Origin of the sequence: Clostridium sp. 1001270J_160509_D11 (assembly GCF_015667935.1) — a bacterium.
Classification (GTDB): Bacteria; Bacillota; Clostridia; order Peptostreptococcales; family Peptostreptococcaceae; genus Intestinibacter.
The window spans coordinates 1-13,859 of sequence record NZ_JADPET010000075.1 but is presented as its reverse complement, the minus strand read 5'-3'; the positions used below and the strand labels follow the sequence as shown (position 1 = coordinate 13,859).

Annotated in this window: 12 protein-coding genes; 10 read left to right on the top strand and 2 right to left on the bottom strand. The window is 27.5% G+C overall.

The genetic code is table 11. From position 1 onward, the window contains the following. From I4U58_RS08415 to I4U58_RS08395, 5 genes are all read left to right on the top strand, one after another. Positions 1-1,140: HAMP domain-containing histidine kinase (locus tag I4U58_RS08415; RefSeq protein WP_195930850.1), on the top strand; the 1,140-nt coding region annotated here is incomplete at its 5' end. Positions 1,141-1,241: 101 nt separating this feature from the next. Next, positions 1,242-1,589, top strand: coding sequence for a hypothetical protein (locus tag I4U58_RS08410; protein WP_195930849.1), 348 nt, complete (start codon positions 1,242-1,244; stop codon positions 1,587-1,589). Next, positions 1,573-2,313, top strand: coding sequence for a hypothetical protein (locus tag I4U58_RS08405; RefSeq protein ID WP_195930848.1), 741 nt, complete (start codon positions 1,573-1,575; stop codon positions 2,311-2,313). Before I4U58_RS08410 ends, I4U58_RS08405 begins: the two co-directional genes overlap by 17 nt. 19 nt (positions 2,314-2,332) lie before the next feature. Beyond that, positions 2,333-2,752: a hypothetical protein gene (locus tag I4U58_RS08400; protein ID WP_195930847.1), complete on the top strand. Its 420-nt coding sequence runs from the start codon at positions 2,333-2,335 to the stop codon at positions 2,750-2,752. Next, on the top strand, positions 2,749-3,312 hold the full coding sequence (locus tag I4U58_RS08395) for a hypothetical protein (RefSeq protein ID WP_195930846.1): 564 nt from the start codon (positions 2,749-2,751) through the stop codon (positions 3,310-3,312). The genes I4U58_RS08400 and I4U58_RS08395 overlap by 4 nt, the downstream gene beginning before the upstream one ends. A gap of 506 nt (positions 3,313-3,818) precedes the next feature. Here the strand turns inward: I4U58_RS08395 and I4U58_RS08390 are convergent. Then, complete coding sequence (locus tag I4U58_RS08390; protein ID WP_195930845.1) at positions 3,819-4,706, bottom strand: LysR family transcriptional regulator; 888 nt, start codon at positions 4,704-4,706, stop codon at positions 3,819-3,821. A gap of 308 nt (positions 4,707-5,014) precedes the next feature. Between I4U58_RS08390 and I4U58_RS08385 the strand changes: the two genes are divergently transcribed. From I4U58_RS08385 to aroE (I4U58_RS08365), 5 genes are all read left to right on the top strand, one after another. Further along, positions 5,015-5,854 carry a sugar phosphate isomerase/epimerase family protein gene (locus I4U58_RS08385; protein WP_195930844.1) on the top strand — a complete coding sequence of 280 codons (840 nt, stop codon included), beginning with the start codon at positions 5,015-5,017 and terminating at the stop codon, positions 5,852-5,854. Positions 5,855-5,994: 140 nt separating this feature from the next. Further along, complete coding sequence (locus tag I4U58_RS08380; protein ID WP_195930843.1) at positions 5,995-7,920, top strand: FAD-dependent oxidoreductase; 1,926 nt, start codon at positions 5,995-5,997, stop codon at positions 7,918-7,920. 138 nt (positions 7,921-8,058) lie between these two features. Further along, positions 8,059-8,934: a shikimate dehydrogenase gene (aroE, locus tag I4U58_RS08375; protein WP_195930851.1), complete on the top strand. Its 876-nt coding sequence runs from the start codon at positions 8,059-8,061 to the stop codon at positions 8,932-8,934. A gap of 156 nt (positions 8,935-9,090) precedes the next feature. Further along, positions 9,091-10,326, top strand: coding sequence for an MFS transporter (locus tag I4U58_RS08370; protein ID WP_195930842.1), 1,236 nt, complete (start codon positions 9,091-9,093; stop codon positions 10,324-10,326). A gap of 250 nt (positions 10,327-10,576) precedes the next feature. Continuing rightward, positions 10,577-11,443, top strand: a complete 867-nt coding sequence (gene aroE, locus I4U58_RS08365; protein ID WP_195930841.1) for a shikimate dehydrogenase — start codon at positions 10,577-10,579, stop codon at positions 11,441-11,443. A 151-nt stretch (positions 11,444-11,594) separates the two neighbouring features. Here the strand turns inward: aroE (I4U58_RS08365) and I4U58_RS08360 are convergent, their stop codons facing one another. Further along, positions 11,595-13,607 carry an NAD(P)/FAD-dependent oxidoreductase gene (locus tag I4U58_RS08360; protein ID WP_195930840.1) on the bottom strand — a complete coding sequence of 671 codons (2,013 nt, stop codon included), beginning with the start codon at positions 13,605-13,607 and terminating at the stop codon, positions 11,595-11,597. Positions 13,608-13,859 lie beyond the last annotated feature (252 nt).

Here is a 13,859-nt window from a genome sequence, read left to right as displayed (position 1 = left end):
GTTTTGAAAAATATGACAGAACAAAAATCTCTAGTGGATAAGATGAATTTAACAAAGAAAAAATATGAATTATTTGTCGATATAATATCAGAAGCTGTATTTGTACTAGACCACAATACTAACAAAATAAAATATACTAATAAGAGTTTTGATAAAATATTACAACAACATAAATTGAAAATATCAGATATGTACGACTTAATAAATTCATCTGACTTAACTTATTGTGATATGTCTTTTAATATGACATTTAAAAATAAGAAAATAAAAAATTGTTTAGATGAGGATGTATATTTAAAATTTGCAAATATGGTATTGAATATAAATCAAAAAAATATAACTATAGGTGTTTTTAGAGATGTAACACAAAATGTTAAAGACGAAATTATTAAGAAAAAGATGGAGGAAGATACATACAGTAAAAAATTAAAAAATGAATTTTTAATAAATTTATCGCATGAATTAAAAACACCAGTCAACCTAATATACTTAAAAAATCAACTCACAAGATCTCTTTGTGAAAAAAACAATATTGTAGAAATTGAACAAGTAAACTTATTAAATAAAGAATTAAAGAATATACAAATACTGATGACGTTGATTGATAATTTGATTTCGCTTGAAAAACTAAACTTAGAGTCTTATAAAGATAATAGAAATTATTACAATATAGTTGAAATACTAGAAGATATAGTAATAAGATTAAATACATATAAAGGTGTAGATATAATATTCGATACAAATGAAGAAGAAATATTTACTTTTATAGATTCACACAATATAAGTAAAGTAATAACTAGATTATTATCAATTATGTATAAGTGTTCAGATAAGAAAGAAGTGATAAATTTTGATATAAATAAGAATAGACAAAAAATCAATATACATATATATCACGACAGTAAAGATAATATAAAAAATATCAATCCTCAGGAAAAAGAAATAATAGATACGAGCATTTTACTTTGTAAATTAGTCTTAAATTTATATAATGGTGATTTACAAATAAAAAATAAATTTAACGATATAAGTATTCAATTAGAAAGTATAGACGATAAAAAATATTATCACAATAAATCGAATATATTTATCGGTGATAATTTTATAGAGGAAGAATTTAAAAAAATTTATAATTTATAAATTAATATTTTTTGATAAGAGAATGATTGAAAAATTATTCTCTTATTTTTGTATATAAAACAAATATATGGAAATAATTCATATAAAAAGGAATGAATAGATTGAAACGAAGTGGTTTTACAACATTAGAATGTATTATTAGTCTGGTTATTTTATCAATAATTACATATATGATAAGTTTTTCTATGAACAACAGCTTTAATTTATTAAATCAAAATGAAGAACACTTAGAAATGTTAAATTTAGCACAAAATTATTTAAATGAGATAAAATACGATATTAAGTACAATGAGGAAATTAATATAGGAAGTCAAACATTAAATGTAGATAATTTTAAAATTAATAAACTTATCAAAAAAAACAGTCACTATAATTGTTATGAAATTGTAGTAGAAGTAAAATCAATAGACAGGAGTGTAAATATTAAATCATATGTCACGAAAAAATAAAGGCTCAATTCTAGTAGTAACAGTATTTGTATTTTTACTTGTTAATATAATTGCAATAAACTGCACATCTATTGTCATGAGCAATATTAAATATACAAAGTATAATGATGAAGAAATATACTTAAAGGAACAGTGTTTAAGTAAAATAGAAATAATTTATTCAAATATTTTAAAGGAAGTAAAAATAGCACTGGACGAAAGTGGTGATTATGAAAGTTTTAACTCACATTTTATATCTGATAATTCATCAGAATTTATAAATAAAATAAATGATTTATCAGATACATCACTAGATAATAAAAAATGCAATATAACAAGGATAAATACAAATTCCGAAAATTATATTTATTATAAAATTGAAAGTAGCGTATCTTATAACAAATTTATTAAAACTATTGTTGCGTATATAAAGATAAAAAATCCATTTCCAAAAGATACAATAGTAGAAAATAACGAAAGTTCACAAGAAATACAAAACTCACAAGAATTATATACAATAAATCAAGATGATCCAAGTTTAGAAGATAAAAATATAGAAGATAATAATGATAGTGCTAAAAATTATCTTCAAGAAAATAGTGAAAATAATATAGAAATAGAAACAGATAAAAAAGATATAGTAAGCGAAGAAAACGAAAATTTAGGAAATACAGATGAGATAAAACAAGTAGAAGAGATACAACCAAGCGATTTAGTAATAATATATGAAAGTAAGGAGGTATAGATATGAAAAAAGAAGGAATGTGACTTTTATAGAAGTTATAATAGGAATTACGTTATTAGCTTTAATAGGCACAGTATCATTTGTTAAGTTAGATTTATCAAATTACAAAATAAACTCGTTTATAAAGCAGATGACGACAGATATTAGATATATAAGGCAGATTAATAAAATAGGAAATGAGAAAGTGTATATGCTTTTTATTGAAGAAAATAATTGTGAAGGATATATATTAATGGAAGAAGGTAGACAATCTAAAAAAGTATTTTTACCTAAGGGAATTGAACTTGCGTGCCCTACAAGTAAAATACTTTTTAATACAAAAGGTGGATTTTATAAAGGAGGAACAACTATAACTATAATAAAAAAAGACAATTATACAGATATAACAATAGTACCTACGAGCGGACGTATACTAATAAAAGAAGGTATATACAAATGAGAAAAAGAAGTGGATACGTCTTATTAGAAATAATCATATCTGTATTTATAATGTCTATAATAATAACATGTCTATTAAGTATTATGGCTGTTATAAATAGAGCTAATAAAAATATTGAAGATAGAATTGAGTTAAGCCAACAGACAGAAGAGATAACTTCTCAAATCACTCCTTTAATCGAAGAAAGTATGAATATAATAAGTATAACGACAATAGATAGAAAGACAATACAAAATTTAGAGCTAGGAAAAGAATACGATGTTTTATCAATAAAGTTAAATTTCAAAAATAGTGAAAATGAAAACAATATAGCTTTAAAAAATAGAGAAATAAGTTATAAAAAATCATCAAAGAAATTATTTATAAATACTTTGCGATCAAATAATGCTAGTGAAACTGGTGGATATGAGATAGGAGACTATGTAAAAAGTATACGTATAAAAAAGGAAAGTTCAAACATAATATGCCTCATCTTAAATCTAGAAAAAAATAATATGGAAGTAGAAAAGTCTATAAAACTATATGTAAGGTATGATAAATTACTAGAAGCTAAATATTAAAAAAGAATTAAAAAAAAGTACAAATCTAGGGTAGATTTGTACTAAGCTTATTGGGGAATATTTTTAAATACAATAATTTGATTTAAAAATATTTCGTTTTGTATGGGATTTATATTTCCTTAATATTTACCATTTATTTTTATGATTTAATTCTACATTATAATTATCTATAAAACAAATTATTAATAAAGGGTGTTTTTATAGATAATTTCTATAGATATATAAAATATATAGAAAAGTATTTAATTTAAATAAACTTACAAATTTAATGAGCTTAAACTCGCAATGATAGAAAATATTTTTAAAAATATCCAAATATATAGATAAATACTATAGATAGTTAATATATCTATAAAACTACATTATTTGTATTGATAAATTATATAAACTTATTTATACTATATAAATAGGTATATTTATTTGTGTACTAACTTTAGAATTTCTAAAGAAATGATTATTATTTTTTATAATTTAAAGGATGACTACTCGATTAGTCATCCTTTTTTTTAATCTAATGTATAATTTTCAATTACGAATGATTTGAAATTCTCTGCAATCGGGGTAAGCGTTTTATCTTTTAATACAGCTAGATAAAAGTTTCTTTCCCATGTCGGTGATTTTATTTCAATAGTCTTTAAATCCATAAATTTTAAAATAGGCATATAAGGTACTATTGCAATACCAAAGTTGTTAGAAACTAATCCTGCAATTACCTGATCTTCTTCTATTTCATATGTAATTTGAGGTTTTTTACCTATTGAATCAAATAAATTATCTATAATCTGTCTAAGTCCACTCTTTGAACTAAATACAATTTGAGGATATTCAACTGTTTGCTCTAAAGTGATTGAGTCATATTTAGCTAATTCATGATTTGACGGAACTATAAGAACTAATTTTTGAGCAGAAACAGGTATAAATTCTATATTTTTTTCTTTTTCTGATTTTGAACAAAATATCATATCGTATTTTTGCTCTTTTAATGATTTTATTAGATCAGCAGTAGTTGTTTCAGTATGAAAATTGAAATTAATTTTTTTATCTGGATTATTCTCAATATAGCTTTTACTTAGCCTAGGTACAAAGTTTGTACCTAAAGTACGTAAAAATCCTAAATCTATATAGCCTTCCCCGTTGCTTATAGATTTAAGTTCAAGAACACTATCATCAAGAATTTTTAATGATTCTTTCACCTTTTCTAAAAAAATTTTCCCGCATTTTGTAAGGACAATATTACGTCCTTCTTTTTGAAATAATGTGACACCAAGTTCTTTTTCAAGTAGTGAAATGGCATGACTTAAACTTGGTTGAGTAATACAGAGCTCTTCTGCAGCTTTAGTATAATGTTCTAGCTTTGCTAAAGTAACAAAGTATCTTAAATGATATAAATTCAAGCTTATTCCCCCTTTTTAATCTATATTTAAAATTTAAAGAGTGTTTTTTATTTAACACTTTAATAAAGATAAATAAAAGATTTCAAACAATTATTTATCATAAGTATAGATTTTATAAAACTAATATACTAAAAATTATATATAAAATCAATAAATTGATAGATTATTATCAATTAGTCATATAAAAAATACTGTGATAACATTTAAACATAAGATAAATCAAAGAAAAAATGCAAAATAAAACGACAAACAATTAACAAAGAATAAAAAATAATTTTAAACAAATGTACAATAAGGGGGAATAGAATATGTCAAAACAACATCCATTAACAGTAAGTTCTTATACTTTAGGAACAAAGGTAACTTTTGAAGAAAGAGTAATCGCAGCTAAAAATGCTGGATATGAAGGAATAGGTTTAAGAGCTGAAAATTATATAGCAGCATTACAAGAAGGATTACACGATGAAGATATATTAAATATATTAAAAAAACACAATATGAAAGTAACAGAAGTAGAGTATATAACTTTATGGGCTGATGATGAGAGAACATTAGAACAACAAATGAAAGAACAAATTTGCTTCAAAATGTGTGAATTATTTGGTGTAAAACAAATAAACTGTGGTCTAATGGAAAACTACTCAATAGAACATACAGCACAAAAATTAAAAGAATTATGCTTAAGAGCAAAAGACATAATAATAGGGGTTGAACCAATGCCATACAGTGGTATACCAGACTTAGAAAAAGGATGGAAAGTAGTAGAAGCATCTGGTTGTGATAATGCAAAAATAATATTAGATACATGGCACTGGGTAAGAGCAAACCAACCATTTGAAAAAGTAATAGATATGATACCAGCAGATAAAATAGTATCAGTTCAAATAAATGATGTTCAAGCTAGACCATATGCAAAAGAAGTTTTAAGAGATGAGTCAATGCATGATAGAGTTGCTCCAGGGTGTGGATATGGAGATACTGCAGGATTTTGTAAAATGTTACAACAAAAAGGTGTTAAACCAAATGCAGTAGGTGTTGAAGTTATATGTGATGAATATGTAGAAAAAGGTGTAGATTTTGCAGCTAAATATACATATGACAATGCAGTAAAAGTTTTAAAAGAAGCTTGGCCAGAAGTTTTAGCTTAATAATATAAAGTTTAAATGTAGATATTAAAAAATAATAATCATTTATTAAATATATATTGAGAATTTTTAAATAGATATAAAATACTAAAAATTGAAATCTTACAAATTAAAATTAACTTAAATAGGGAAGAGGTAATATTATGAATTTTGAAAATATATTTAAGCCTATACAAATAGGTCCTATGAATGTACCAAATAGATTTGTTGTCCCTCCAATGGGCAACAACTTTGCAAATACAGATGGAACTTTAAGCGAAAAATCTAAAAATTATTATGCTGCAAGAGCAAAAGGTGGATTTGGTCTTATAACTATTGAATCTAGCGTTGTTTATTATAAATCAAAAGGTGGTCCTAGAAAACCTTGTCTATTTGATGATAGCGTAATAGATAGCTTTAAAAATGTAATAGATGCATGTCATGCTGAAGGGGCAAAGGTTTCTGTACAACTTCAACATGCAGGTCCTGATGTAAATCAAGCTATAGCAGGATATCCAATAGTGGCGGCATCACCAATACCATCAAAAGATGGTCATCCAACGCCACAAATACTAAATACTGAAGAAATATACGATATAATTGAAGCTTATGGAGATGCAGCTTTACGTGCTATGAAAGCAGGAATAGATGCAGTTGAACTTCACTGTGCACATGGATATTTAGTAAGTACATTTATATCACCTAGAACTAACAAAAGAGTAGATGAATTTGGCGGATGTTTTGAAAATAGAATGAGATTACCTCGTTTAATAATAGAAAATATAAGAAAGAAAACAGAAGGCAAAATAGCTATATTAGCCAGAATAAATGCACAAGATGATGTTTTAGGCGGACTTAGTGTACAAGATAGTACAGCAGTAGCAGTTTATTTAGAAGAAGTATGTAAAATAGATGCTCTACATGTATCTCGTGCAACTCACTTAAATGATGAATATATGTGGGCACCAACTACTATACATGGAGGATTTTCTTCAGATTTAGTATCAAGTATAAAAGAAGTAGTAAATATTCCTGTAATAACTGTAGGTCGTTTTACTGAGCCACAATATGCTGACATAATGGTTAAACAAGGAAGAACTGATTTAGTGGCATTTGGACGTCAAAGTTTAGCTGATCCAGAAACACCAAACAAAGCTAGAGATGGCAAATTAGAGCTTATGACACCATGTATAGCATGTCTACAAGGATGTGTTCCAAATATGTTCCAAGGTAAACCAATAACTTGTTTAGCAAATCCATTATTAGGACGTGAAGGCGAATTAACTATGACTAAAGAACCTAAAAATGTATTAGTTATAGGTGGTGGAGTCGGCGGAATGCAGGCTGCTTGGGTAAGTGCTTTAAGAGGACACAACGTAACATTAGTTGAAAAATCATATACATTAGGTGGTCAAATGAGACTTGCTGCATACCCACCAGGAAAAGGCGATATAACTAATTTAGTTCGCAACTTTATAGCAAGATGTAATGAATATGGAGTAAAAGTATTATTAAATACAGAAGCAACTGAAGAATTTATAAAAGAAATGAATCCAGACGTTTGTATAGTTGCTACAGGTGCAACTCCATTAGTACTACCAATACCAGGTATAAATGATGTTGGCGTAATAAATGCTATAGATTTATTAGATGGGCAAAAAGCCTGTGGTACAAAAGTTTTAGTAGTAGGCGGAGGAATGGTAGGTGCAGAAACTGCAGAATTCCTAGCTGAACAAGAACACGAAGTATCAATAATAGAATTTAAAGATAAAATAGCTGGTGATGTAGCTAAAGAACATAGAAAATACATCATGGAAGCATTCGATAAACACAAGGTAGAAAGTATAACAGGTGCAAAAGTTGCAGAATTCTATACTGACGGTGTTAAATACGAATTAGCAGATGGTTCTGTACATGAAGTAAGAGGATTTGATTCAGTTGTACTTGCAATGGGATCTAGAAATTATGATCCAATAAGTGAATCATTAAAAGATATAGTAAAAGAAACTTATGTTATAGGGGATGCAGTTAGAGCGAGAAGAGCTTTAAATGCAACAGAAGAAGCATTAAATGTAGCTTTAAGCATATAATAAATAATTAAATTTCTGATATAGTTTAATAATTGCAAACTTGGTTGGTGTTTAGAGTGGGGGCTCTAAACACCAATGCCAAAGTCGTTTTAGGGATAAGATGGCATAGCAATATGGGGGATATCAAGAATCGGAGGAATTGAAATGGAAATATCAGGTAGAACAGGTTTATTAGGATTAATAGGGTCACCAGTAGGACATTCAGGCTCACCTGCAATGTACAATTATAGTTTTGAAATATTAGATTTAGATTATAGATATTTAGCATTTGACATACCTGTAGAAAAAACAGAAGATGCTGTAAATGCTTTTAGAACTTTCAATATGAAAGGCGGAAATGTTACAATGCCATGTAAAGGTGAAGTTGCTAAATATATGGACGAATTATCTCCAGCTTCTCGTATAATCGGTGCTTGTAATACAATAATAAACAAAGACGGAAAATTAATAGGTGATATAACAGACGGTAAAGGTTATGTAAGAAACTTAAAAGAAAATGGTGTCGATATAAAAGGCAAAAAAATGACTATAATGGGTGCAGGAGGGGCTGCAACTGCTATACAAGTACAAGCTGCTTTAGACGGAGCTAGAGAAATATCTATATTCAATAAAAAAGATGGATTCTTTGAAAAAGCACAAAATACTGTCGAAGCTATAAAAAGAGAAGTTCCAGAATGTGTAGTAAATTTATTTGATATAGATGATACTGAAAAATTATATGAAGAAATAAAAACAAGTGATATACTTACAAATGCAACTTTAATAGGTATGAAACCTTATGATAATGAAACAAATATAAAAGATACTAGCGTATTTAGAAAAGACTTAGTAGTTACAGATGTAGTATACAATCCAATTAAAACTAAGATGATATTAGACGCTGAAAAAGCTGGTTGCAAAGTTGTAGGCGGAAAAGGTATGTTATTATATCAAGGTGTTGAAGCATTTAAATTATTTATGGGACAAGAGATGCCAGTAGAAGAAGTAAAAGCTAAATACTATTCTGATTTATAAAATTTAAATAAAAGATAAGATAAAGTGTTGATAGTATGATTTTTCTATCGACACTAAATCTTTATAAATAATTAAGTTAATGAATTAACAAAGTTGAAATGATAAATAATATGTTTTTTTTATATAAAATAAAATTTAAAATAGGGGGAAACTATAATGGAACAAGTTAATTATAAAAAGTTTTATCCTACTGCAATAGCTCTATACTTTACATATTTTATACATGGTATAGGAGCTTCTATATTAGGACAATATAAACAAGATTTTGCATCAATGTGGGGAGCAAAAGTATTAGAAGATGGTACGTTTGATGTAAGTATAGTTGTATCAGTAATAGCTGCACTTGGTCTTGGACGTTTAATCTCTCTTCCTTTCTCAGGGCCTATATCTGATAAATTCGGAAGAAGAATAAGTGGTTTAATAGGGGTTATATGTTATGCATTATATTTAGGTGGAATAGTATTTGCTCCAAATATGATGGTAGGTTATATGTTTGCAATAGTAGGTGGTATTGCTAATTCATTTTTAGATACTTGTGTAACACCATCATGCATGGAAATATTCCCAGAGAATGGTTCAGTTGCAAACTTATTTACTAAGTTCTCAATGTCTATAGCACAATTTGCTCTACCATTTGGTATAGGATTTGTAGCTACAAATGCATTCTCATTTAAAACAATATTTATAATAGCAGCAGTAGCAATTGCAATAGATGGTGTATTAATAGCATTTTTACCATTCCCTAAATTAGAAAATGCTCAAGACGACTCTGAATCTGAAAAAGAAGTTAAAAAAGAAAAAATGAAATTTACTCCAGCAAGTATAGCATTAATATGTATAGGATTTACTTCTTCTTCAACTTTTATGATATGGTTAAATTGTAATCAAGAATTAGGTAAACTATATGGACTTGCTGATCCAAGTAAAATTCAATCATTCTACGCTTTAGGAACAGTTTGTGCAATACTTGTTTCATCATTTTTAATAAGTAAAGGACTAAAGGCAGTAAGAATACTTATAATATATCCAGCAATATCAGCAGCAATGCTTATAGCAATTTACTTTATAAGAATACCTTCTATATGTTTAGTAGGTGGATTTGTATTAGGTTATGCAGCAGCAGGTGGAGTACTTCAACTTTGCGTATCTACAGCAAATGAAATGTTCCCTAAAGATAAAGGTAAAATAACTTCAATAGTTATGATAGCATCAAGTGTTGCAAACTATACTATAATAAGTTTTGCATCTTACTTAACAAAAGTTGGTGGTGCAACTAATGGACCAATAAACGTTGTACTGCTTAATATAGCAGTTACTTTATTAGGTGTATTACTTGCAATATATGTAAATATACAAAATGATAAAATAGAAAGAGCTCGTGAAGTAGCATAAAAAATAGGTCTTATAGCTTAATAAGTTATAGGACTTATTTTTATGTGTAAAAAATAAATATTACTTATAATTAGTATTTTTTAATTCTAAAGAAATTATATATTATCTTATTTGTGGATGCGCCATGAGTGAAGCAAATTTTTTTATATTATTAAAAAGATACTAATTAAGATTGACAATTTTTTTTTATTAGCTAGAATTTAAGTAAATAAACATGAACTAAAAAAGAGTTTATAGGAGGATAATCAAAATGAAGAGCATAAGTTCGAAAACAAAAGTATACAGTGTAATTGGACATCCAATTAGCCAAAGTTTTTCGCCAAAGATACATAATTATTTATTCGAAAAATACAATATTGATGCAGTTTATGTAAGTTATGATATTGATCCTGAATATTTAAAAGAAGGTATAGAAGGAATAAGACATCTTGGTATAATGGGAACGAATGTAACTATTCCTCACAAAATAGAAGTTATGAAGTATTTAGATTTTATAGACGAAAAGGCTAAATTATTTGGAGCTGTAAATACTATTAAAAACGTAGATGGGAAATTATATGGATATAACACAGACGGAACAGGTCTTACTAAATCTATAAAAGATGCTAGTCAAGAGAGCATTGAAGGAAAGAAAGTACTAATAATAGGTGCAGGAGGCGCCTGTAGAAGTATTGCAATACAGCTTGCAATTGAAAATGCTAAATCGATTGAGATTGTAAATAGAAGTATAGAAAAGGCACAATCGATAGCTGATACAATAAATGAACATTTTGAAACTGAGGCTATTGCGACATCTAAAAATATAACACAAGAAGATATAGATAATATTGATATACTTATAAATACTACTCCTATTGGGATGGGTACAGATGAATCTCCAATTGATATATCTTTAATCCCGCCTAAGCATCTTATAGTAGCAGATGCTGTTTATAAACCACATGAAACAGCACTTATTAAATGGGGTCTTAGATATGATTTAAAGATCGCTTATGGGATACAAATGCTTATAAACCAAGGCGTGCATTCATTTAATATATGGACAGGTATAAAACCTACATTAGAAGATACAAAAAATATACTAGAGACATTCTTAGAACAACAAAAAACTTTATAAGTATTTTATAAAGTAAAAAACAAAAGATTTTTATAAGTAGTTTTTAAAGTAAATTTACATATCGAAAACTTATTAAAAAACTAGGCTGTTTTATAAATATAATTATTAAAACAGCCTAGTTTTTATTTTGAAAATAATTTTATATTATATCTTATACATAAATATCAAGATAATCGTGTTTAGTAAGTGTATTTATAATATTTCTTCCTTCTTCAACACCTTCTATAATACGTCTAGCTCTTATACTGTCTCCTATAGAAATAATTTCTATATTTGTATCAGAATATTCTTCTTCTAGAGCTTTTAATACAGGGTTATTTGATTTCATTCCTAAGCATATAAATCCATAATCAAATTCTAACTCATCTAATGAGCCATCTGCATATTCAACTAAGAATGAATTATCTTTTACTTCTAATAATTTTGTATTAGTAAGTTGTTTTACATTATGTTTGTTTAATAAATCAAAAGTACCAACTTTTGATACTGGATCTATTCCATTTCCTATAACAGGAGCCATTTCAACTATAGAGCAGTCGGCATTTCTTGGTGCAAAGAATTCTGCTACATCAAGTCCAACAGCACCACCACCGATTATAACAACTTTTTTGCCAGTTAAATCTTGTGGATAATTTTCTATATTATTTATCATATCTAATATAGAGAAGACTTTTGAATCTTCTTTAGCCATTACTTCATGAAGCCCTTTGATTGGAGGTAATAATGGAGAAGAACCAGTTGCGTTTATTATTAAATTAGGTTTTAAGTTTTTGATAAATTCTACATTAGCTTCAGTATTTTTAAAAACATATAAATTATCTAATTTTTCTGCTCTATTTATTAAATATTTAGGGAAGTCATATAATCTTCTTTTATCTGGTATTTTTGAAATTTCAGTAGCTAGACCGCCTAAAACATCTTTTTTCTCGATTAAGAATGTAGCACATCCAACTTCTGCAGCTGTACAGGCAGCTTCAAGTCCTGCAGTACCACCACCTATAACTACTACATTACAATTTTTATTTACTTTTACTTTTTTATAAACCTCATCTTCATTTACAGAAGGGTTTACAGTACATCTTATAGGTCTATTTATTCCTATTCTATTTCCAGCACATCCTATATTACAAGATATACATTTTCTAAGTTCATCTTCTTTTCCAAGTTCAACTTTGTTTACCCATTCAGGATCAGCTATAAGTCCACGTCCCATACCTATTAAATCGGCATCTCCTCTTTCAAGTATATCTTCAGCAACTTGAGGATTTCTTATATTACCCATTGTTATACATGGTTTATTAAATTTATCTTTAACTGCTTTTGATAAATAAGCTCTCCAACCATCTTTTAAATAGTTAGCATCTATTTGATATTGTATTGAGCCGTTAAGAGCAGCAGATACGTCGTATATATCTACTTCATCATTTAAGTATTCTAAGTATTTTAGGCAGTCGTCTATTGTATTACCACCTTCCATAAATTCATCTGCACTTAAACGTAATAATATTGGGAAGTTAGGCCCAACATTTTTTCTAACTTCATCTATTACAAGTCTTGCAAAACGAGTTCTGTTTTCTATAGAACCACCAAATTCATCAGTTCTATCGTTATATAATGGTGATAAGAATTGACTTATTAAGTAAGAGTGACCAGCATGTATTTCAACTGCATCAAAACCAGCAGTTTGTGCTCTTTTAGCTGCTTCACCGTATTTTTTAGCTATTTCATATATTTCTTCTTTTTCAAGTGGTCTAGGAATTTCTCCGCCTGCTTTTGATGGTATATTTGAAGCAGAAACTGGTTGCATTCCTGTTCTTGAAGACATTGCAGAAGCTCCTGCATGATTTATTTGTATAGCTATTTTTGTTCCATATTTGTGAACTCTTTCGCAAAGTTTATATAATCTTGGTAGATAACTATCGTGATCTATGCGAAGTTGAGAAGTGCCGTTTGAACCTTGTGGAGAAAATACACTAGCATTTTCTACTATTATAAGTCCAGTACCGCCTTTTGCTCTTTGTTCATAATAATTAATGTGTAAAAAACTCATCTCTCCATTTTGTTCACCGTAGTTTGTACCCATTGGCATCATTACGATGCGGTTTTTTAAAGTCATATTTTTTACTGTTAAAGGTGAAAAGATATTTTTATATTTGTGTGCCATTTTAAAACCTCCATTAAATTTTATTGTATGTGTGATTATTATTTTTTTGATTGTTAATTTTTTATTTAAGATTATTCTAACAGTATTTATTTAAAATAACTAATAGACTTTATTTAAGAATTCATAGATAAAACTAATAGAAATATTGTTTTTTATGAAGTATTATTATAATTGATGATAAATTTAGTGATTCATTCAAAAATCCCTTTTCTATTAATGTATTTGTTTTACTTTTTCCTATTAAATCAATAA

Coding starts and splice junctions, on each gene's coding strand:
- I4U58_RS08405 (WP_195930848.1), top strand. CDS start 1,573: ATGTCACGAAAAAATAAAGGCTCAATTCTAGTAGTAACAGTATTTGTA.
- I4U58_RS08395 (WP_195930846.1), top strand. CDS start 2,749: ATGAGAAAAAGAAGTGGATACGTCTTATTAGAAATAATCATATCTGTA.
- I4U58_RS08385 (WP_195930844.1), top strand. CDS start 5,015: ATGTCAAAACAACATCCATTAACAGTAAGTTCTTATACTTTAGGAACA.
- I4U58_RS08380 (WP_195930843.1), top strand. CDS start 5,995: ATGAATTTTGAAAATATATTTAAGCCTATACAAATAGGTCCTATGAAT.
- I4U58_RS08370 (WP_195930842.1), top strand. CDS start 9,091: ATGGAACAAGTTAATTATAAAAAGTTTTATCCTACTGCAATAGCTCTA.
- aroE (WP_195930841.1), top strand. CDS start 10,577: ATGAAGAGCATAAGTTCGAAAACAAAAGTATACAGTGTAATTGGACAT.
- I4U58_RS08360 (WP_195930840.1), bottom strand. CDS start 13,607: ATGGCACACAAATATAAAAATATCTTTTCACCTTTAACAGTAAAAAAT.